This is a genomic window from Flagellimonas algicida, from assembly GCF_049629585.1.
Classification (GTDB): domain Bacteria; phylum Bacteroidota; class Bacteroidia; order Flavobacteriales; family Flavobacteriaceae; genus Flagellimonas.
The window spans coordinates 347,689-365,387 of record NZ_JBMYIX010000001.1; the positions used below are offsets into that span (position 1 = coordinate 347,689).

Consider the following 17,699-nt stretch of genomic DNA (forward strand, 5'->3'; position numbering starts at 1 on the left):
ATTATGGAAAGGTTGATAACCCACGAAATAGAGAAACTCGCAAACGGTGGTAAGATAGTCCGAAACTATTTCATCAACGATGACAACACGAACTATTTGACCAAGGCGCATTCATACTTTACAAAGGAGGAAAGGAAATTGGCAAAACTCAATCACAAGGCCAATCTAAGATAGAATCAGAACATCTAAAAAACATTTGAAATGAGTACAGAAAGATTTGAAAAAGCGGTGACCAAGCTTTATAGGGCTTTTCACGAAGGGACGCTTAACGCATTTAGTTGTGAAGCTTGTGCCGTAGGAAATATAGCTGGTGGAAAGGGGTGGTCTGGCCTAGCTGTTCCAGAAAGAGTTAATGTACTAAAGCATGATTATATGCAGATAGTGAATAAGGGGGGAGATATTGACGATTATAATTATCCTGAAGGGCTAGAATATTCTCCAAGTGCGCTATATCAAGTTGAATTGAGATTTTTAACCGTTTGGGAAGATGCTAAAAATCCAGATGGTCGCAACAAAGAACTTCAATTCAAAGGCCTCTGCGCAGTAGTGGAATACCTATGCGAACTTGACAACATACCTAATGTCATGGATTATTCAAGTCTTTTTGAATACGACGAAAAAGGGGTAAAGAAAGAACTTCAAACAGTATTCCCATGATCTTATTGATACCAAGTTTCCTACTCACCTGTATGGTATACTTAATGAAAAGAGAAACCGATAAACACAAGAAACGATGAACAAGCACAAAAAATTCATAAAGGACTGTTACGAAGGAAAGCACGGAACCATGTGCCAAGAATGGAAGGAAAGGATATTGGAACACTATCCAGAGTTTGTTTATAAATGCCCTGAAAATGGATGGGCTTATTGTCATACCGATTTAGTAATGAAATCAGATGGTACTGTTAACGCTAAAAAAGGCAAGTGCTACTATATAATTAGAGGCGCGTTTACAAATGAATCTGGCAATCCAGACCACATAGTTGGTGCTAACGGAAGTAGTTGGTTTAGAAAAGCCACCACAAAAGAAATAGTTTCTCATTTAGAGGTTGAAATTTTAAGATTGATGTAATGATATTCATATATCTATTAAAATATCCAGACGGGAAAGTGTATGTTGGACAAACATCCAACCCACAAGACAGGTTTAGACAACATAAGAATTGCTCAAAAAATCATCCTGAATATCTAACATCACTAATAGAAAAGTTTGGTTGGGATAACATTGAAAAGGAAATTGTTTGTTCCGTTGCCTTAAATGAAATCGCAAGTGTTGTCGAAAATGCCGTTATAAACCACTACTCCCCAAATTCAGTTAATATTTCTGGGTTTGATCATCCTTTTCAAAGGACTACACCGCATCCACTTTCAGAAGAAGTTGTCCAGCTAACAAAGAATGGTAAGTACTTGAACACCTTTAAGAGTTCTAGTGCTGCGGCTGAATCCGTAAACGGGACACAGGGAAATATCTCTTCGGTAATAAACGGATATAAGAATAGTGCTTATGGTTTTTTATGGGTTAAGAAATTGGATTATGACCTAGGATATGTCCCTAAATACACATCAAGGTCAGAGACACAAAAAAAGGAGGTTGTTCAACTTGATTTAGATGGAAATGAAATTAAGTGGTTCCCATCAATTAAAGAAGCCTCTGAAACAACGGGAATAGATAGGTCTGTTATTATAAGAGCGTTAAAAGGCAAAGTGAAACCAAGAAAATACAACTGGAAATATGGAAACATTTGAAAAACAAATACAGCTATTGGGTGAACTTAAAAGGTACGACGAACAAAAGTATACATCTTTAAAAGAGAAAGTACTTATCCAAGAAGCCAAGAAAAAGGGGTATGACAAAAATTGCTTTAAATCAATTATTTGTGATTCTAAGCAAAATGTTGAGGATGTACATGAATGGTACTACGATAAACGTGAGGATAGACTTTATTCAGATCCAGAAATGCGTGGTGGTAAAATAGTCTACGAAAAAGGCAAATGGGCAGAAATCATCAAAACAATGACCAAGAAGGAAGCGGAGGAAAAGCTGAACTGTAAAATAGTATAAAATGGACTACAACACCAAAGGAATATTGATAATGCTTTTATATGCACTATTGGATTTGTTGGTGTGGTTGTATGTGAAACTAAAAACCAAATAGAATGGGACAAATAGCAATCCTGGAACCTAGTACCGAGATTATCCCTTTGGATAAAGACGGGAATCCAAAATACAACTCATTAAGTGAGTTCAAAAAGATATTGAATACCAATCCTAGAAAGGAATGGATAGCGATAAACAAATTCAGCGATAACGCCAAGTACCTTCCAATAAGGATAGTCGAGGAACTTCTTTCGGAAATGTTCCCGTTTTGGCAAGTCGAGCAGATTGGCGAACCAAAGATATTGGGCAATTCGGTTGTGATCAGTGTTCAGTTGAGAGTGTTCAACCCCCTTATAAACCAATGGTTGAGTTATGCAGGAGTGGGTGCGGTTCCAATAGAATTGGAAAAGGGGGCTGAACCAACCGATTTTACAAAACTAAAGCCAAAGGCGCTACATAAGAACGTTCCGGCCGCACTATCGTTTGCCGTGAACAACGCAGCAAAAAAAATAGGACGATTGTTCGGAAGTCATTTGAACTCTAAAGAAAGCATGTACTAATGGACTGGATGGAGCAAATAGGGGCGGACACCCCATACGATGAATCAATGGACGTAATGGAGCCGTTCAAGGACAATGAATGGGAAACCCAACGCCTTGGAATGGTGACTGGTTCAAACTTCTCAAAGCTTGTTAAGAAGTCAAGGGACAAGAAAAGTTATCAGCTATCCGATTCAAAGACAGCAAGCGACCTTATCTACAAAATAGCATGGGAAAGGCTTTTGAAGAAAGGGAACATATCCAACGGACTTGGCAGGCTCAATGTTTCTTCCCGTGAAATGCAGCACGGCAACGACTACGAAGGGGCTGCGCTTTTGAAGTTCCAAGAATCAACAGGATTGGAGGTAAACCCAAACACTGGATTTCATCAATTGGATGAATGGATTGGGGGCACGCCAGACGCCTTTGTTGGTGAAGATGCAATAGTAGAGGTAAAATGTCCCTGGAATGGGGGAAACCACCTTTACAGCCTTTTAAACGGGGTTGTGTACAATGACGACCACATGTATCAAATGCAGGGCTATCTATGGATAACGGGAAGGAAAACATGCTACTTCGTCACCTATGACCCTGATTTGATTGAGGAACTGCAATTGAACATCATTGAAGTGGGCCGTGACGAGGAAATGATCAAAGGTATTGAAACCGTCATGAAGGAGGTAAAGAACAAAATTTTAGAAATAATCGAGAACGAAAAATTAAAGTAATGAGCAAGTTAATCAGTCTATCAATTGACGTGAACAAAATCACCAAAGGAAAACTCTACAAAGGCAAAAAGGGAACTTACCTAAAATTGACCGTGGCACTCAATGACAGCGCGGATGATTTTGGAAACAACGTTTCCTGTTGGGAGGAACAATCCGCAGATGAACGTGGACAGCAAAAAAATTATTTAGGCAACGGAAAGGTGTTTTGGGAGAGCGAAGCTACGCAACAAACCCAAACACATGAAGCTGAATTAATGGAAGAAGATGACAACCTCCCATTTTGAAGAAGTACAAGAAAATATATCTACAGGCTTTAGGCTATGACATCCACGACCACAGCCAAAGAATACCAAGTGAACTGGGAACGGCCCAAGCGTGCGACATCCACCACATATTCAACAGGGGAATGGGCGGCACAAAAGAAAACCTTGACAGGATAGAAAACTTAATGGCCTTGAGCAGACAGGAGCATATTGATTATGGTGACAAGAAGCGGTATATGTGGACGCTCCTTTCTGTTCATAGGTCTTTTTTGAAGATGAACAACGTACCATTTGATAATGAATGGTTTGAAGAAAGAATGGCTCAATACGCCTATGAGATTTGAAATACCAAAGACTACTTAAAAAGCCAAGATGATGAAGCCGTTGGAAATTTTACTTGGGTTTGAGGAATCCCAGGCAACTACTCTAGAGTTTAGAAAGCGAGGCCATAATGCATATAGCTGTGACCTACAGCCATGCTCTGGTGGACACCCGGAGATACATTTCCAAGATGATTTTTTCAATGTGGTTCATAGTAGGAAGTGGGATGGGATAATTATACATCCCCCATGCACCTACACGGCACTTTCCGGCAACCGATGGTATTACAACAGCCCATTAAGAGAAGAAGGGGCGCAATTATGTAAATCTGCATGGGAAACATCCTGCAACGTATGCGACAATGTTCTTTTGGAGCAGCCAATGACCATCATGCAACGATATATTGGGCCTAAATCACAGGTCATACAGCCTTGGCAGTTTGGGCATGGAGAAACAAAGGAAACATGGCTTTGGTTAAAGGGATTCCCAAAATTGGAGCCAACCAATATTGTTGATGGAAGGGAGAATAAAATATGGAAAATGCCCCCGGGAAGTGACAGACAAAAATTAAGGAGCAAAACATATCCAGGAATTGCAGAAGCAATAGCGGAACAGTACACAAAATATTTGGTAGAACAACTAGAACTATTTGAGCAATGAAAGTATACGAGAATTACAATCAAGTGACCATGATGGTCTGGGAGATGAACCCTAGAAAAAGAAACGAAAACAATGTCATAAAAGTCAACTCCAAGGTTGAGATTAATGTTGGTGATGTGATACTTGGAGACTTGAAAATGGACATCCAGTTTTCTGAATTTACCATCGAAAAGATAATCGAGTCAAGGCCCTCTTCACTTAAAGGTTATACCTATTACACCTTGCAAACGGCTTTTAAATATGCTTCCGCACAAAAGTACATTGGCAAATTGAGCAGTAGGACTGAATCAAGGGTGGAGGGCATGTTGAGAGCCAAGGAAGAAGAAGAGTCCAAAAAGAAAAAACAATATCACGCTGCATCATGAACACACAAGTAAGAACAGAAAATAGGTTCGCCCTATCGAGTTTAGAGGCGCACGAGGAAGTCAAACCCTCAAAGGAAAGACATTGGAGCGAGATAGTGGATGCGATGAGGCTTATAGGAATGCCTGTAATATCCAAGCAGATAGGCAATTTGAAATCCTGCCCCTTGGACAGATATCAAGTGGCCAGAAGATTGCCCGAAATGGAGAAGCGAGGAATGGTAAAGGTAGTAGGAAGGTGCCCCAACATCAAGAACCGCCCATTGCTATGGGAACTTACCGATAGTTATAAGATTGGATGAGATCATGGATAGTAAAATCATTGATAAGGCCCGACAAGAGGTGCTTCATAATACGGGATGACGGTCAGGAGGTGGAGGTAAAGATAAACCGTAACGGAAGGTTCGTAAAATTCGAGACAAGCGACAAGTCCTATCTGACAATGGCAGAGATGGTAGATATACACAGAGAATATCAAATGACCCAAAAAATTGATTTGGAATGACACCACCGACACTTGAAGAGTTTTTGTCCCACGGGCTTTATCGCTGCGAAATCGAGGGGTTAGATCCCGAAAAATGTCGCAGAAGGATAATAAACAAGTTTGGTTATTGGGAAGATGGGGATTGGGAGGACGGAAACGGAAAACCAATACAGAACTGGAAACGAAAACTGACCACCGCAATAGGCTATTGGAGGGCCGAAGATTTTAAAGTGAACGAACCAAAAGTGATACAAGCCGACTTTTTAAAGAAAAGATATGGAACTGGTTGAAATAAAAGGGTACAACATGCCCATCCATACATTGCCCGATTCATCTTGGGACGAAACAATCTGCAAAGGCCTTATTCCTAGGTTGATGATGATGTTGTCCATAAACTTGGAAAAGAACCCTGAAAGGATAGCGGCAACCGAAATGATGATAAAGGAATCCGCAAACAGGATAAGCCCTGTGGAAATAGAAAAGGCGTTCAAACTTTACGTTCTAGGAAAACTTCCCGGACTTGAACCGATGGACAACCACCTGACCCCTATTCTTTTCAACAAGGTGGTAACGGCATATAAGGAACAGAAGAAACCGATAAAGCAAGAAATCAATACCGAAATATCCGAAGACGAAAAGGAAAGGAACGCATTTCTGAACTGCGTGTATGCATTTGACGATTGGTTGCCAAGGCAAGAAGTATCCTATGAGTACCACACCGCATATGACGAACTCAAATCCAGGGGATTGATGGAGGTTCCTAAAAAGGATGAATCCGACAGGATAATGGAACTCGCCAAAAGTAGGTTGTTGAGGGAATCCGCAACGAGCAGGGAATTCAAGGACGCCATCAGAAAGGTATTGAACACAAAAGAGGAAAGGCAATGGGTCATCAACTACGGGAAGTGCGAACTATTGTCAAGGTATTTCAAAAAAATAAAGGAACAGAAAAAACATATAAAGGACATTCTATGACACTCGACTACGAAAAACTGGAAAACGACATGTACAAAATGGTAAGGGACAGGGAAAGTTCACAGGCCAAGGAAGCGAAAAGAATAGGGGTCGCCCCAAGCATCTTCAACAGCGTGAGAAGCTATTGCGACATACATATCTCCACCTACTTCAAACTGGTGGAATGGTTGGGAAAAGATGTTGATTATTATGTGATGAAATAGGTGTAAAAACTTGTGTAAATCACTAAAAATCAGTAAATTAAAGTAAATATAGGGTTGAAAGAAAGAGCAATGAGAGACTTTGATAAAGATTTTAAGGCAGTTAAAGGGTTTGAAGATCTTGAAATAAGCCGCAAAGGCGTGATTCTAAAAAATGGATTTATTTACACCCCATTTGTTGCCAACACAGGATATTTATCTGTTAGTTTTTACAAAGAAGGAATAAGTCATTGTTTTCTGGTTCATAGACTTTTAGCCAAGGCATTTATTCCTAACCCAAACAACTTAAGATGTATAAATCATAAGGACGGAAATAAGCTGAATAATTCATTAGACAACTTGGAGTGGTGTACGTACTCCCACAACAATAAGCACGCAATTGAAAATGGATTAAGAGAAGTGGTTGTGCCAGATAATTCAAGACCTCTGATACAAAAAACAAAGGATGGTATTGTATTGAAAATATGGAAATCCGCAAAAGAAGCTGCTTTAGTTTTAGGCTTCGAACAAAGAGGTATTGGAAAAGCTATAAGAAATGAAAAACCATCCTATAAAGGATATGCATGGGAAAGATTTTAACCCGTCAAGAAGCAAGACAATCATGTTTTAAAACAGCAAAGGAGGTTTATAATGGAAAAGAATCCCATAAATAGAAACAACCCTCAAGATTTATTAAAGCAAATCGGCAGGTGTGAATCTGACATCGAACATCTTAATAGGAAACAGGCAAAGATTGACAATGAAATAAAAAACTGGCCCAAAAGACTTGAGTATTTGAATCTCACTAAGGACAGGATTCAAGAAATGATTTCAAAAAAACACAAGTATATCAACGAACTAAATAGTGACTTAGAGAACCAATAACAAAGTATAAGATGGAATGGCAAAAAGGCACAGACTTATAAAAAAGGCTCTTAAGTCGTTGGGGTGGGATTGGCAAGACAAAGAAAACCCATTAAACACAATCAAAGATGTCGACCATATTATATGGCAATGCAACGATGGACTATCACAAGTTGAGTCAGCAAGAGCAGATTTAGACGAATGCGAAGAAACGCTAAAATCATCATTGGAAGACATGAAAACTTTGAAGGATCAAATCGAGATAGAGGAATATAAAGAATTGAACCCAAACAGAAATATTCTAAAGATTTAATAACATGAGCAGGGAAATAAAAATGAAAAATCATGGATATTAGAATCAACAATGTTCTGAAAGAGATTAATGAAAAGTACGGACTTGATCATGCTGCACTTAAAAGCCGTTCAAGGGAAGGCCATATAGTTGAGGCTAGACACCATGCGTTCTATCTTCTTAGGCAAAGGTATGGATTCACATATGGTAAGATTGGCAAGATTTTTAACAGGGGACATTCCAATGTATATCTCACTCTAAAAGATTATAAGCCAGAAGTAAAGGAAGTGAAAAACAGCTTTCTTGAAAGCTTAATAATGGAAAGGTCAAAATTAGAGGGCTTGTTATACGCCACCAACACCCTAATAAAGTATCACGAAGAACAATCAAAACCAACACAATGAGCGATAAGGTAAAGACAGCGGAACAATTTTTCAAGGAATATGGAGAGGTTACAAGAAAGTATGATTTAACCGAAACCATACAAATCCCATATTCACATATAATTGAATTGATGCAGGGATATTCTAAACACCAAATGTCAAAAGAGTTGGAGAAAGAAATGAAAAAGACTGGAGATCTGATACAATTCGTAGCGGTGGAACTACGAGGGGAAAAACTTTCAGATGAAGACATTGAAAGCATGATACACGACTACGTGCATCCAAAGAAGGAAACCAAGAAGGAATGATTAAATTAGCGAATGCGATATTTCATAGTCTACTACAGGGGAATGTATTCATCCAGGAGCGCCGATGAATCCGTTTTCATAAACGACGACAAGGGAATAAGGTCAAAGACCTACCCCAACAAAAGAACCACCATAACCGAACTAAAGGAAGAACTAGGACTGAAATACGTTGCGATAACAAGCATAGAAGAGGTAACGAAGGAACAGTTTGAACATTATTATAAGTGATATGGCAAAAAAGATAAAAGGAGTAAAAGAAGTTTTGATACCGGGAGATCTTGACCTTATCCCAATGGAGTGCTTTAATGAAAAATCAATTCGCTATAAAATGAAGAAGGCTATTAAGCATCTGCGTTCGATAACCAAAACTTATTAATCCCTATCTTTGTGATAAGTATGGCTTATAGCAAAGAAAATAAAAAGGAGATAGTTGATTTTATCTGCAACGAGATAGCGGAGGGTAAATCGCTTAGGCAGGTTTTTAAAGAGAATGAAGAACTTCCTGATACTAAAACATTTTATTCTTGGATTGATGATGATGAGGAAAAACTCCAACAGTACGCGCGCGCGACAGAGCATCGGCAAGATTTGATATTCGAGGACATTCTAAATATAGCCGACACACCTAAAATAGGCATAAAGACCAAGACCACAGAAAAGGGAATTGAAACAATGGAGGGCGATATGATTGAGCATAGACGCCTACAGGTCGATGCCCGTAAATGGATGCTTGCTAAAATGAACCCTAAAAAATATGGGGATAAGGTTTTCCAAGACCACACCACAGACGGAAAGCCATTAAAGATAATATCATTGGGCAATGGAATCGACCCAGATAAGACTTCTCCCGAAGCAGAATAACGCAGTTTATTACCTTAAGGACGACACGACCCAAGAGCTTATATACGGGGGCGCGGCAGGGGGTGGAAAGTCTGCTTTAGGATGCCTTTGGCTTATCGAACAATGCCAAAACTATCCGGGTACACGTTGGTTGATGGGAAGGTCTAAACTTAAGAACCTCCGTGAGACAACATTGAACACCTTTTTTGATCTCGCCAAGAAACTTGATATTCTTGAGCAGTTTAGGTACAATTCCCAGACAAACACTATTCTTTGGTCAAACGGGAGTCAAATATTATTAAAAGACCTTTTCCTATATCCTTCTGACCCTGAATTTGATAGTTTAGGCTCTTTAGAAATAACAGGGGCTTTCATTGATGAGTGCAATCAAATAGTAAACAAAGCGTGGCAGATTGTAAAGTCCCGTATTCGTTACAAATTAAAGGAAAACGGACTAAAGCCTAAGATTCTTGGAACCTGCAACCCATCAAAGAATTGGGTCTATAAAGAATTTTATAGAAAACATAAATCAGGCGAACTTGAACAATCAAAAAAGTTCATCCAAGCACTACCAAAGGATAATATCCACTTACCAGAATCATACCTACAGGCACTTCTAAGTCTTGACAAGAACAGTAAGGAACGGCTTTACTATGGTAATTGGGAATATGATGATGACCCGGCAACCATTATGGACTATGATTCCATACAAGATTACTTTAGCCCCATACACCTTAAGAAGGGAGAGGATAAATATTTAACTATAGATGTTGCCCGTAAAGGAAAGGATAAGACGGTTTTCCGTGTTTGGGAGGGATGGGTATGCACAAAGCGTTACAGTATGCCAAAAAGCAAGGTAAATGAGGTTGTGGATAAGGCAAAATGGATTCAACAGGCACACGGAATCGCAACATCCAATGTAGCCGTAGATGAGGATGGTGTAGGGGGTGGCGTTGTAGATTATCTCCCCGGGTGTAAAGGGTTTGTGAACAATTCATCACCATTGAACGGCGAGAACTATGCCAACCTTAAAAGCCAATGTTCTATTGAAATGGGGAAACTCATCCAATTGCGTGGCGCGGGTGAAATATGTGAAGATGCAGATATAAAGGATTTGACCTCTGAGGAAATGGAGCAGGTCAAAATAAAGGATATTGATAAAGACGGCAAACTAGCAATAGTCCCAAAAGAATTGATGGTTGAGAAATTAGGACGAAGCCCTGATGATTGGGACACCATTATGATGAGATACTATTTTAAGATTGCACCATCCATGTTCTTCTTCTGATAAGCCCCACTTATCAATAAAGCCACAACAATAATTTTTATTTATTAAATTTGTTATCTACAATAGATATATCTTATAATGGCGAACCTTATAGAAAGGTTGTTCAGACCGCAAATAGAAAGGGCTATTCTCAATCAATTCAACAGGGCGTTCTATGGAACCATAGGGACTCACGCAACTTCATACGACCCCAATTCCAAGGACGTTTATCTTGAGAAGGGATTTCTAAGGAACCCGATGGTCTATTCCGTTGTGAAGCAGAGAACGGAAAAGGCAAGGCAGATACCTTTCTATGTCAAGAAGATAAAGGACGAAACGGCAAAGAAACAATTCGATTCCTTCACCAAGGCGGTAAAGTGGAACCCAAGGCCGGAGCAGTACGTAAGACAGATTTCATTAAAGAAAAAGGCATTTGACGAGGAATATCTTGATTTCCCGCTTGAAAGGCCCAACCCGTTACAGACTTGGGGTGACATCATAGGGCTTTACGAGACGAATATGTCCTATAACGGGAATTTCTATCTGTATATGCTAAAAGGGGAGTTCAAACCAGAGCCTTTGGCGGTGTATGTGTTACCGTCCCACATGATAGAGATTGTACTTAAGAAGGATGCAAGCCTATTGGGAACGGAGAACCCTATCGATTATTATATGTTGATCCAAGGGGATAAGTTCGTGAAGTTCAATGTAGAGGAAGTCATACATATAAAATATCCCAATCCAGAGTATGACATGAACGGAGCGCACCTTTACGGGCTTTCCCCTTTACGTTCTGCATTAAGAAACATCCAGAGTTCAAATCTAGGTCTTGACCTTAACGTCGACACCATGCTCAATGGCGGGGCTTTCGGCTTCATACACGGTAAGAACGCAAATCCTTTGACCAATGACCAAGCGGACTCCATAAAGGACAGGCTCAAGGAAATGAGGGCATCCAAAGATGTTCTTGGGAAGATTAGCGGGGCAAGCGGTGAACTCGGCTTCACGCAGATAAGATTGTCCGCAAAAGAAATGGAATTGTTCAGCTATTTCAGTTTCGACCAAAAGCAGATTTGCAATGTACTTGGTTGGGACGATAAGCTATTGAACAATGACGACGGGGCGAAATACGATAACGTGGCATCCGCAGAACAAAGGGTGGTGGTAAATACCACAATGCCATCGTTACAACTGTTCGACGAGGCAATGAGCGACCAGTTTTTGCCATTGTTCAAAACCTATCAAAATACCATATTGGAACACGACCCAAGTGATTTGCCAGAAATGCAACAGGATATGAAGTCATTGATGGAATGGCTGGGAATGGCAATCGATAAAGGCGTGTACAACAGGGACGAATCAAGAGTATACCTAAAAGCCCCTGCACTTGGAACACCTGAAATGGAGGCTTACACGGTACAACAGGACGTGATACCGCTATCAGAGGCAATAGAAGAAAATTTCGGACTCAATGACACGCAGGCAATATAGGAAAGCGTGGCTTAGACTTCATGCAAGATATGAGCGTTTAGGGTTAAGGGTGTTCAGGAAGGGCATACGCTCCGCAGCCCTTAAAATAAAATTCGACTCACTATCCAAAGAGGGGTACACGATTTCAATTCCTTTCAATGTGGGTGAACTAATGGAAACCTATGTTGATTTCTACACAGCAATAGGAGTACAGCACGGCAAAAAAGTGGGCAGGGCCATAAACAAAGAAGAAACACTCAAGAACTTCGACCCCAATGGATTTGAGGGCAGTTATAGGGAATTTATTGCCCGATGGCTCATAAACAATGCAGGGACACGGATAACAAGCGTAAGGGAGGAACTTATTGAATATCTGGTAAAGTTCATTGCCAACGGAATTGAGGAAGGAAAGGATATAAGGACAATATCCCGTGAACTACAAAAACACATCCTATCAAGAGGCTTCTACAGGTGGCAGATTGAGCGCATCGTAAGGACGGAAACCACCGCAGCCGCCAATCAAGGAGCGATAAGGGCTGGGGAATCCTCGAATATAATCTGGGAAAAAGAGTGGATAAGCTCCAAGGACGCAAGGACACGGAGAAGGCCCGAAGACCAATTCGACCACTTTGATATAGATGGTCTTAGGGTGGGCAAGGAAGAAAAGTTCAATGTACAGGGGGATTTACTCGATTATCCGGGCGACCCAAAGGGACAACCAGGGAACGTAATCAATTGTAGGTGTACGGTTGCCGTAGTCCCTAAGAGAGACGAAAGTGGAAGGATAATCTTCACGAACAGACAGGTAGTTTTCAATAACTGACACTTATCAAAACCTATGCAAACAATAAATAAAAATTATCACTATATTTGTACTGTATAGATTTTATCTATGATAGAGTATAAGGATTTTTTGGGTGGTGTAAAGGATGTTGACGCAAAAGGACGTGTGATAACCGGGTATCTTTCCGCTTTTGGAAATAAGGACTTTGACGGGGACATTATCGAGAAGGGAGCGTTCACAAAATCCATAAACGAAAGGAAAAACCAAATCTTTTTCCTTAACCAACACAATTGGCAACAGCCATTGACAAAGTTCCAAGTCTTGCGAGAAGATGAAAAGGGGCTTTACTTCGAGAGCAGGCCATTGCCAGACACTTCTTACGCAAATGATGTGATGAAGCTTTATGAGGCTGGAATCCTAAACGAACACTCAATAGGTTTCAATGTCATAAAAGCGGATTATGACCGTGACACGGACATCAGGCATATCAAGGAAATAAAACTATACGAGGGAAGTGTTGTGACGCTGGGAGCAAACAGCAGCACCCCGTTCACAGGCTTCAAGGCCCTCACTATAGAGGATTTTGATAAAGAGCAGAAGAGGCTTGAGGCTGAAACAAAGAAGTTATTGAAAGCGTACCGAAACGGAGATTATACGGACGACACATTTATATTGATGGAGATTGCCATAAAGCAGTTGCAAAAGCAGTCTTTTGAATTAGGAAAAATATCACTCAAAGAGCCGTTTAACGACACTCATGAAGGAGCCGATGGAGAAGAAAAGGAAGTCGAAATTTTAAACGAGTATTTGACAAAATGGAATTAAAAGAGCAGTTAGAAGCCTTAGAAACGAACATCAAGGCGGATAACAAAGAATTGATAGAAAAGGCAATCGAAGGGTTGGCAGTTGATCAGAAATTGAAGGATTCTTCAGATGAAGTAAAACAGCTTGTGAACAATTTGATTGAGCAGGCCGAGGAGAAGCTTCAAAAGAACTTTAATGAGTATTCCGCTAAACTGAATGAAAAGCAGTTTACTCAGAATCAGGATAGGGCAGGGTATCATAAAAGCATGAGAGACCTTATCTCTGAGAACATAAAAAACATTGGTCAGGTAGAAAAATCAGGGATAGTCTCCTTTACAGGCGAAGAAACAAAGGCTGTTGCAAATATGTTGACCACTGGCGACCATGTAACAGGTGATTATATACGTGATTATAACAGAAATGTTATCACGTTGCCAGGGGATAGGATAAATGTTGCAGACCTGATACCGAGTATCAGTATTGATGGTGGTACTTACACCTACATCCGTGAAACAGGGGGCGAGGGAGCTGTTGCGACCCAAACGGAAGGAAGTGATAAGGCTTTGGTAGATGCTGATTTCAGCCATATCGACCTTAATACTGATTTTATTGCAGGTCGTACCGTTTACTCCAAGAAGATGAGAAACAATCTTCAGTACCTACAGTCATATTTGCCAGAGGCATTACGTAGAAAATATTTCCTAACGGAAAACTCTCAATTTAATTCCACAATTGCCGCAGCAGCCACAGTTTCAACAAACTTCATTGCAAGTTTTGACAATATTTCAGAGCTTATCATGGCAGATGTTGAGTCTTTGGATGTGGCAAAATATTCCGCCAACGGCATTGTGATGAACATTTCTGATTGGTATGCAATCCTAAAGACTGAAAAATCAACTGGTGCCGGATACGGTTTGCCATTTGGGTTTACCTACGACACCGCTAGCAACACGCTAAGGTGTTTGGGTATTCCAGTATTCAAAGCTGATTGGGTAGCAGCCACAAAATATTATGTTGGCGATTGGAACATGATTGAGCGAGTGATCACTGAAGGATTGAGTTTGGAATTCAGTTATGATGAAAGATTCTCTAAGAACGAAATCGTTGCTAGAGTAGAGGCGCAAGTTGGTTTAGCGGTAAAACAGCCTGCCAGTATCATCATAGGCGATACCGACGCAACCGCATAGTTGTTGTTTTTTGAGTTAGTGAACTAAGCCCTGACCCATACCGGGCGGGGCTTTCTTAATATAAGGAATGAAAGCAGTAAAGAGATTTTACGGGAAAAGTGGAAGATGGTACGATGTGGGTGACGAATTGCTCAACGATGACCAGAAGCACGCCCCTAAAAGCTTTGTCACAAGCGATAAGGTGACGGCAAAAAAAGCGGACAAGGTGGTCGCCAAGATTTCCACCAAGAACGGAAGACCAAAGGATTTAGAGGATAAATCCAAAAAAAAAAGCTGATTAGGCTCATTAGATGGCTTATACCGATATAATATCACTTGACGCAGCAAAGGCATATCTAGGGGTTGATGATTCCAGTAGGGACAGCGAGATCACGCAAATGATAAAGTCTGCCCTTTCCATAATCGAAAGGAATACCAATTATATCATGACGGCTGCGGACAAAACCTATCGTTTCAGGGATGGGTGCAAACGCATCTATGATTACCCTATAAACACCTTGGATTCAAGTTTGGCAAGTACCGTCACTCGCACGGAATATGACCTATACTCTGTATATGAGGATTCCAATACAGAGAACAAGACCATTACATTGAACGTGGGCTCAACGACAATTCCAGAGGATTTGAAGCAGGCAGGGTTTTTATTGATAGAGTTCTTTTTCAATGAAAAGGAAACAGGAAACAGGCTCTATACATTGGATACCACTAGGTTTCCGATTGCGGCCATGAACATTATAGAGAACAACAGAAGGTTTTTGATTTGAGAAGGAGGTACATCAATAGGATAGCGGTATGGAAGAACGAATCCGTTTCGGACAGTTTCGGGGGCAACCTGAATTCATCCGAACAGCTTGCTTCCAGTTGGTGCAACGTGAAGACACTACCCAAAGACAAAAACACGGACTACGGCCTTGATGTGGGCAGTAATGCCATAAGGATACGGACAAGATACAGGGAAGATTTGGACTACGAACAGGAGGGAATCTATTTCGTGTACAAAGGAAAAGAGTTCTATCCAGATAGCGTCACACCTGTTGACATAGACAAACAGGAAGTTGAGATAATCGCCCATTTCACCTCATTGGTCGAAGTGGTCACACCATTGGTCGACACGTTTGATTTAACATTTGATACGACATTTAGATGAGCCAGATTTCAGAAGCACAGGTTATAAAGACGGAAACGGAAGCATCACAGAACACGGCCGCGAGGGTAGGGGGCCTATTGGAGTCCTTGGCCGGCAGAACTGGATGGATTGATTATGTGGACACCCAATATTCAGAGGGTAGTCCTTTTGAACTTTCAGCGGACACCGACACTCTTTTACCGAACAATGCCGGAACAGTTGTAGATGACCACGCCCCAAAGAACGGGGATACTGATATTGCCCTTTATTCAGGTGGATTGATAACAGGAAGACAAGGCGACGGGTTGGCCATTACCATAGACTTCAAGGCAAAGCCAACAGAGGGCGCGACAACATACATAGAGGTGTGGGTGGATATTACAGGCGGAACAGGAACGCCTGCCGCACTTTCAAGCCTTTATAAACGTATAATCACATTTCCCAAAGGAAATGGTGTTGAAAGACCTATAAACTTTACCACAATGGCCTATACATTGGATACATGGGCCTCAAATGGCGGGGCTGTCTATGTAAGGGCGAATGGAACGGCAGACCTGTACGATATTCGATTTGTGATACATAGGACGCACAGAAACCAACTGTAATGGAAAGCGTAAAAGGTCTTAAGAAACTGTTATCGACATTGGAGAAGATACCAAAGAAGTTGGACGGGGATGTTTCCGCTATTGTTGAGGCAAATGCCCAAGAAATAGAGTTGGAGGCTAAAAGAGAAGCCCCAAAAGATACAGGTTATTTAGCAAGGACAATTGCAACATCCGTACCCATTTCGGACAAAGGAACCAATAAATCAAGGGTAATCACGGCAAACGCTCCTTATGCGGTTCATGTCGAGTATGGAGAACCAATCGGAACAGGGCCTAATGGTGGGCCTAAGCCATTTTTATTTCCTGCATTTTTTAAGGGAAGAAAGAGGTTCTTAAAAGACTTGGAAAATTTATTGGACAACACATTTGATAAGATATGAGGTTAATCAGAGAATGGAGTGTTAAAGGAAGGAAGTTGAAGCACATCGAATATGAGTGGAGGGATGCAAATTTGCTAAAAGAAAGATTTATAAAAATATCCCCGAAGATATTAGATGAATTGTGCAAGTCCCTAAAAAGGAAAAGAAAAAAAGTACAAGCTATTGATTGTTATGATGGCGCAAGCGGATGGTACGGAACCGATTTTATGATAGGAAGGGCAAACCTTTCTTATAATGGATATTGTTTGAGTGACGATAGCATTAAAACATATATATCTGGTGGCCAAGATAAAATGTGGTACAACATAAGTGATCCAGAATATAAAAAATTATCAAAGGCATGAACGCAGTACTCCCGGACAACCACATCAACAAAGAAGTCTATGATAGGCTCCACAATTCTGTGGTTGACGGGGAAACGTTCCCTTTGTACGTGTCAAGGGTGACCAACGGTAATCCTAAACAGTATTTTCTCATCAACACACAACTGAACGACCAGGAGTATAATAAATGCGGTAATGGCTGGACAAACTCCACGGAGATACAGGTAATAGTAAGGCTCAAGAAGAACGAAGGTTCAAAGGTGTTGATGAACAACGCAACACAGGAGGTTTTGGCGGAATTGGAGGATTTTTCATTACCTAGTGCAACGGGGTTGAAAGTGAACAATGTAGCCTTGAGCATAGCCAACGAAATAGTTGATGAAAGGGACAGCGAGATAGTTTACCAAAAGATAATACGCATGGAGACCAGCATCAGGTGACCATAAATATTATTTAT

At 40.7% G+C, this 17,699-nt stretch carries 33 protein-coding genes; all 33 read left to right on the plus strand.

Annotated elements, in window-relative coordinates:
• The first annotated feature begins 3 nt into the window (after nucleotides 1-3).
• The 33 genes from ACPD8L_RS01490 to ACPD8L_RS01650 all read left to right on the plus strand — a co-directional run bounded on the left by ACPD8L_RS01490 (nucleotide 4) and on the right by ACPD8L_RS01650 (nucleotide 17,682).
• Entirely contained in the window at nucleotides 4-174 is a 171-nt protein-coding gene (locus tag ACPD8L_RS01490) for a hypothetical protein (RefSeq protein ID WP_423941412.1), read from the plus strand.
• Nucleotides 175-201: 27 nt separating this feature from the next.
• The gene (locus ACPD8L_RS01495; RefSeq protein WP_423941414.1) at nucleotides 202-657 is read left to right on the plus strand and encodes a Na(+)-translocating NADH-quinone reductase subunit F; all 456 of its coding nucleotides are present in this window, start codon (nucleotides 202-204) and stop codon (nucleotides 655-657) included.
• A gap of 76 nt (nucleotides 658-733) precedes the next feature.
• Nucleotides 734-1,072: a hypothetical protein gene (locus tag ACPD8L_RS01500; RefSeq protein ID WP_423941416.1), complete on the plus strand. Its 339-nt coding sequence runs from the start codon at nucleotides 734-736 to the stop codon at nucleotides 1,070-1,072.
• Nucleotides 1,072-1,746 (plus strand): NUMOD1 domain-containing DNA-binding protein, encoded by a 675-nt coding sequence (locus tag ACPD8L_RS01505; protein ID WP_423941418.1) that lies wholly within the window; start codon nucleotides 1,072-1,074, stop codon nucleotides 1,744-1,746. Before ACPD8L_RS01500 ends, ACPD8L_RS01505 begins: the two co-directional genes overlap by 1 nt.
• On the plus strand, nucleotides 1,733-2,062 hold the full coding sequence (locus tag ACPD8L_RS01510) for a hypothetical protein (RefSeq protein ID WP_423941421.1): 330 nt from the start codon (nucleotides 1,733-1,735) through the stop codon (nucleotides 2,060-2,062). Before ACPD8L_RS01505 ends, ACPD8L_RS01510 begins: the two co-directional genes overlap by 14 nt.
• A gap of 95 nt (nucleotides 2,063-2,157) precedes the next feature.
• Nucleotides 2,158-2,658, plus strand: a complete 501-nt coding sequence (locus ACPD8L_RS01515) for a hypothetical protein (RefSeq protein WP_423941423.1) — start codon at nucleotides 2,158-2,160, stop codon at nucleotides 2,656-2,658.
• The gene (locus tag ACPD8L_RS01520) at nucleotides 2,658-3,365 is read left to right on the plus strand and encodes a lambda exonuclease family protein (protein ID WP_423941426.1); all 708 of its coding nucleotides are present in this window, start codon (nucleotides 2,658-2,660) and stop codon (nucleotides 3,363-3,365) included. Before ACPD8L_RS01515 ends, ACPD8L_RS01520 begins: the two co-directional genes overlap by 1 nt.
• Complete coding sequence (locus tag ACPD8L_RS01525; protein WP_423941428.1) at nucleotides 3,365-3,649, plus strand: hypothetical protein; 285 nt, start codon at nucleotides 3,365-3,367, stop codon at nucleotides 3,647-3,649. The genes ACPD8L_RS01520 and ACPD8L_RS01525 overlap by 1 nt, the downstream gene beginning before the upstream one ends.
• Entirely contained in the window at nucleotides 3,646-3,972 is a 327-nt protein-coding gene (locus ACPD8L_RS01530; RefSeq protein WP_423941431.1) for a hypothetical protein, read from the plus strand. The genes ACPD8L_RS01525 and ACPD8L_RS01530 overlap by 4 nt, the downstream gene beginning before the upstream one ends.
• 28 nt (nucleotides 3,973-4,000) lie before the next feature.
• Complete coding sequence (locus ACPD8L_RS01535) at nucleotides 4,001-4,609, plus strand: hypothetical protein (protein WP_423941434.1); 609 nt, start codon at nucleotides 4,001-4,003, stop codon at nucleotides 4,607-4,609.
• Nucleotides 4,606-4,974, plus strand: coding sequence for a hypothetical protein (locus ACPD8L_RS01540; RefSeq protein WP_423941436.1), 369 nt, complete (start codon nucleotides 4,606-4,608; stop codon nucleotides 4,972-4,974). The genes ACPD8L_RS01535 and ACPD8L_RS01540 overlap by 4 nt, the downstream gene beginning before the upstream one ends.
• Nucleotides 4,971-5,273 (plus strand): hypothetical protein, encoded by a 303-nt coding sequence (locus ACPD8L_RS01545; RefSeq protein ID WP_423941439.1) that lies wholly within the window; start codon nucleotides 4,971-4,973, stop codon nucleotides 5,271-5,273. The genes ACPD8L_RS01540 and ACPD8L_RS01545 overlap by 4 nt, the downstream gene beginning before the upstream one ends.
• A gap of 199 nt (nucleotides 5,274-5,472) precedes the next feature.
• Nucleotides 5,473-5,745: a hypothetical protein gene (locus ACPD8L_RS01550; protein WP_423941442.1), complete on the plus strand. Its 273-nt coding sequence runs from the start codon at nucleotides 5,473-5,475 to the stop codon at nucleotides 5,743-5,745.
• Nucleotides 5,732-6,430 carry a hypothetical protein gene (locus ACPD8L_RS01555; protein WP_423941444.1) on the plus strand — a complete coding sequence of 233 codons (699 nt, stop codon included), beginning with the start codon at nucleotides 5,732-5,734 and terminating at the stop codon, nucleotides 6,428-6,430. The genes ACPD8L_RS01550 and ACPD8L_RS01555 overlap by 14 nt, the downstream gene beginning before the upstream one ends.
• Nucleotides 6,427-6,633, plus strand: coding sequence for a hypothetical protein (locus tag ACPD8L_RS01560; protein WP_423941447.1), 207 nt, complete (start codon nucleotides 6,427-6,429; stop codon nucleotides 6,631-6,633). The genes ACPD8L_RS01555 and ACPD8L_RS01560 overlap by 4 nt, the downstream gene beginning before the upstream one ends.
• A 54-nt stretch (nucleotides 6,634-6,687) precedes the next feature.
• Nucleotides 6,688-7,209, plus strand: a complete 522-nt coding sequence (locus ACPD8L_RS01565; protein ID WP_423941449.1) for an HNH endonuclease — start codon at nucleotides 6,688-6,690, stop codon at nucleotides 7,207-7,209.
• A gap of 301 nt (nucleotides 7,210-7,510) precedes the next feature.
• Nucleotides 7,511-7,786: a hypothetical protein gene (locus ACPD8L_RS01570; RefSeq protein ID WP_423941452.1), complete on the plus strand. Its 276-nt coding sequence runs from the start codon at nucleotides 7,511-7,513 to the stop codon at nucleotides 7,784-7,786.
• A 32-nt stretch (nucleotides 7,787-7,818) separates the two neighbouring features.
• Nucleotides 7,819-8,169 (plus strand): helix-turn-helix domain-containing protein, encoded by a 351-nt coding sequence (locus ACPD8L_RS01575; protein WP_423941454.1) that lies wholly within the window; start codon nucleotides 7,819-7,821, stop codon nucleotides 8,167-8,169.
• A complete protein-coding gene (locus ACPD8L_RS01580; protein WP_423941457.1) occupies nucleotides 8,166-8,456 on the plus strand; it encodes a hypothetical protein in 291 nt (96 codons plus the stop codon). Before ACPD8L_RS01575 ends, ACPD8L_RS01580 begins: the two co-directional genes overlap by 4 nt.
• Nucleotides 8,457-8,468: 12 nt before the next feature.
• The gene (locus ACPD8L_RS01585; protein WP_423941460.1) at nucleotides 8,469-8,684 is read left to right on the plus strand and encodes a hypothetical protein; all 216 of its coding nucleotides are present in this window, start codon (nucleotides 8,469-8,471) and stop codon (nucleotides 8,682-8,684) included.
• Between the two features lie 168 nt (nucleotides 8,685-8,852).
• Nucleotides 8,853-9,317 (plus strand): terminase small subunit-like protein, encoded by a 465-nt coding sequence (locus ACPD8L_RS01590; RefSeq protein WP_423941462.1) that lies wholly within the window; start codon nucleotides 8,853-8,855, stop codon nucleotides 9,315-9,317.
• Complete coding sequence (locus ACPD8L_RS01595) at nucleotides 9,277-10,584, plus strand: phage terminase large subunit (protein ID WP_423941464.1); 1,308 nt, start codon at nucleotides 9,277-9,279, stop codon at nucleotides 10,582-10,584. Before ACPD8L_RS01590 ends, ACPD8L_RS01595 begins: the two co-directional genes overlap by 41 nt.
• A 78-nt stretch (nucleotides 10,585-10,662) precedes the next feature.
• On the plus strand, nucleotides 10,663-12,054 hold the full coding sequence (locus ACPD8L_RS01600; protein WP_423941467.1) for a phage portal protein: 1,392 nt from the start codon (nucleotides 10,663-10,665) through the stop codon (nucleotides 12,052-12,054).
• Nucleotides 12,035-12,856, plus strand: coding sequence for a phage minor head protein (locus tag ACPD8L_RS01605; protein WP_423941469.1), 822 nt, complete (start codon nucleotides 12,035-12,037; stop codon nucleotides 12,854-12,856). Before ACPD8L_RS01600 ends, ACPD8L_RS01605 begins: the two co-directional genes overlap by 20 nt.
• 69 nt (nucleotides 12,857-12,925) lie before the next feature.
• A complete protein-coding gene (locus ACPD8L_RS01610) occupies nucleotides 12,926-13,642 on the plus strand; it encodes an HK97 family phage prohead protease (protein WP_423941472.1) in 717 nt (238 codons plus the stop codon).
• Nucleotides 13,633-14,808: a phage major capsid protein gene (locus ACPD8L_RS01615; RefSeq protein WP_423941475.1), complete on the plus strand. Its 1,176-nt coding sequence runs from the start codon at nucleotides 13,633-13,635 to the stop codon at nucleotides 14,806-14,808. The genes ACPD8L_RS01610 and ACPD8L_RS01615 overlap by 10 nt, the downstream gene beginning before the upstream one ends.
• 67 nt (nucleotides 14,809-14,875) lie before the next feature.
• Complete coding sequence (locus tag ACPD8L_RS01620) at nucleotides 14,876-15,085, plus strand: hypothetical protein (RefSeq protein WP_423941477.1); 210 nt, start codon at nucleotides 14,876-14,878, stop codon at nucleotides 15,083-15,085.
• A 13-nt stretch (nucleotides 15,086-15,098) separates the two neighbouring features.
• Nucleotides 15,099-15,572 (plus strand): head-tail connector protein, encoded by a 474-nt coding sequence (locus ACPD8L_RS01625; protein ID WP_423941479.1) that lies wholly within the window; start codon nucleotides 15,099-15,101, stop codon nucleotides 15,570-15,572.
• Nucleotides 15,569-15,955 (plus strand): phage head completion protein, encoded by a 387-nt coding sequence (locus tag ACPD8L_RS01630; RefSeq protein WP_423941481.1) that lies wholly within the window; start codon nucleotides 15,569-15,571, stop codon nucleotides 15,953-15,955. The genes ACPD8L_RS01625 and ACPD8L_RS01630 overlap by 4 nt, the downstream gene beginning before the upstream one ends.
• On the plus strand, nucleotides 15,952-16,539 hold the full coding sequence (locus ACPD8L_RS01635) for a hypothetical protein (RefSeq protein WP_423941483.1): 588 nt from the start codon (nucleotides 15,952-15,954) through the stop codon (nucleotides 16,537-16,539). Before ACPD8L_RS01630 ends, ACPD8L_RS01635 begins: the two co-directional genes overlap by 4 nt.
• Nucleotides 16,539-16,919: an HK97-gp10 family putative phage morphogenesis protein gene (locus ACPD8L_RS01640; RefSeq protein WP_423941484.1), complete on the plus strand. Its 381-nt coding sequence runs from the start codon at nucleotides 16,539-16,541 to the stop codon at nucleotides 16,917-16,919. Before ACPD8L_RS01635 ends, ACPD8L_RS01640 begins: the two co-directional genes overlap by 1 nt.
• Entirely contained in the window at nucleotides 16,916-17,263 is a 348-nt protein-coding gene (locus ACPD8L_RS01645; RefSeq protein WP_423941485.1) for a hypothetical protein, read from the plus strand. Before ACPD8L_RS01640 ends, ACPD8L_RS01645 begins: the two co-directional genes overlap by 4 nt.
• Nucleotides 17,260-17,682 (plus strand): hypothetical protein, encoded by a 423-nt coding sequence (locus ACPD8L_RS01650; protein ID WP_423941487.1) that lies wholly within the window; start codon nucleotides 17,260-17,262, stop codon nucleotides 17,680-17,682. Before ACPD8L_RS01645 ends, ACPD8L_RS01650 begins: the two co-directional genes overlap by 4 nt.
• The last annotated feature ends 17 nt before the right edge of the window (nucleotides 17,683-17,699 follow it).

Coding starts and splice junctions, on each gene's coding strand:
- ACPD8L_RS01490 (WP_423941412.1), top strand. CDS start 4: ATGGAAAGGTTGATAACCCACGAAATAGAGAAACTCGCAAACGGTGGT.
- ACPD8L_RS01495 (WP_423941414.1), top strand. CDS start 202: ATGAGTACAGAAAGATTTGAAAAAGCGGTGACCAAGCTTTATAGGGCT.
- ACPD8L_RS01500 (WP_423941416.1), top strand. CDS start 734: ATGAACAAGCACAAAAAATTCATAAAGGACTGTTACGAAGGAAAGCAC.
- ACPD8L_RS01505 (WP_423941418.1), top strand. CDS start 1,072: ATGATATTCATATATCTATTAAAATATCCAGACGGGAAAGTGTATGTT.
- ACPD8L_RS01510 (WP_423941421.1), top strand. CDS start 1,733: ATGGAAACATTTGAAAAACAAATACAGCTATTGGGTGAACTTAAAAGG.
- ACPD8L_RS01515 (WP_423941423.1), top strand. CDS start 2,158: ATGGGACAAATAGCAATCCTGGAACCTAGTACCGAGATTATCCCTTTG.
- ACPD8L_RS01520 (WP_423941426.1), top strand. CDS start 2,658: ATGGACTGGATGGAGCAAATAGGGGCGGACACCCCATACGATGAATCA.
- ACPD8L_RS01525 (WP_423941428.1), top strand. CDS start 3,365: ATGAGCAAGTTAATCAGTCTATCAATTGACGTGAACAAAATCACCAAA.
- ACPD8L_RS01535 (WP_423941434.1), top strand. CDS start 4,001: ATGATGAAGCCGTTGGAAATTTTACTTGGGTTTGAGGAATCCCAGGCA.
- ACPD8L_RS01540 (WP_423941436.1), top strand. CDS start 4,606: ATGAAAGTATACGAGAATTACAATCAAGTGACCATGATGGTCTGGGAG.
- ACPD8L_RS01545 (WP_423941439.1), top strand. CDS start 4,971: ATGAACACACAAGTAAGAACAGAAAATAGGTTCGCCCTATCGAGTTTA.
- ACPD8L_RS01550 (WP_423941442.1), top strand. CDS start 5,473: ATGACACCACCGACACTTGAAGAGTTTTTGTCCCACGGGCTTTATCGC.
- ACPD8L_RS01555 (WP_423941444.1), top strand. CDS start 5,732: ATGGAACTGGTTGAAATAAAAGGGTACAACATGCCCATCCATACATTG.
- ACPD8L_RS01560 (WP_423941447.1), top strand. CDS start 6,427: ATGACACTCGACTACGAAAAACTGGAAAACGACATGTACAAAATGGTA.
- ACPD8L_RS01570 (WP_423941452.1), top strand. CDS start 7,511: ATGGCAAAAAGGCACAGACTTATAAAAAAGGCTCTTAAGTCGTTGGGG.
- ACPD8L_RS01575 (WP_423941454.1), top strand. CDS start 7,819: ATGGATATTAGAATCAACAATGTTCTGAAAGAGATTAATGAAAAGTAC.
- ACPD8L_RS01580 (WP_423941457.1), top strand. CDS start 8,166: ATGAGCGATAAGGTAAAGACAGCGGAACAATTTTTCAAGGAATATGGA.
- ACPD8L_RS01585 (WP_423941460.1), top strand. CDS start 8,469: ATGCGATATTTCATAGTCTACTACAGGGGAATGTATTCATCCAGGAGC.
- ACPD8L_RS01590 (WP_423941462.1), top strand. CDS start 8,853: ATGGCTTATAGCAAAGAAAATAAAAAGGAGATAGTTGATTTTATCTGC.
- ACPD8L_RS01595 (WP_423941464.1), top strand. CDS start 9,277: ATGGAATCGACCCAGATAAGACTTCTCCCGAAGCAGAATAACGCAGTT.
- ACPD8L_RS01600 (WP_423941467.1), top strand. CDS start 10,663: ATGGCGAACCTTATAGAAAGGTTGTTCAGACCGCAAATAGAAAGGGCT.
- ACPD8L_RS01605 (WP_423941469.1), top strand. CDS start 12,035: ATGACACGCAGGCAATATAGGAAAGCGTGGCTTAGACTTCATGCAAGA.
- ACPD8L_RS01610 (WP_423941472.1), top strand. CDS start 12,926: ATGATAGAGTATAAGGATTTTTTGGGTGGTGTAAAGGATGTTGACGCA.
- ACPD8L_RS01615 (WP_423941475.1), top strand. CDS start 13,633: ATGGAATTAAAAGAGCAGTTAGAAGCCTTAGAAACGAACATCAAGGCG.
- ACPD8L_RS01620 (WP_423941477.1), top strand. CDS start 14,876: ATGAAAGCAGTAAAGAGATTTTACGGGAAAAGTGGAAGATGGTACGAT.
- ACPD8L_RS01625 (WP_423941479.1), top strand. CDS start 15,099: ATGGCTTATACCGATATAATATCACTTGACGCAGCAAAGGCATATCTA.
- ACPD8L_RS01635 (WP_423941483.1), top strand. CDS start 15,952: ATGAGCCAGATTTCAGAAGCACAGGTTATAAAGACGGAAACGGAAGCA.
- ACPD8L_RS01640 (WP_423941484.1), top strand. CDS start 16,539: ATGGAAAGCGTAAAAGGTCTTAAGAAACTGTTATCGACATTGGAGAAG.
- ACPD8L_RS01645 (WP_423941485.1), top strand. CDS start 16,916: ATGAGGTTAATCAGAGAATGGAGTGTTAAAGGAAGGAAGTTGAAGCAC.
- ACPD8L_RS01650 (WP_423941487.1), top strand. CDS start 17,260: ATGAACGCAGTACTCCCGGACAACCACATCAACAAAGAAGTCTATGAT.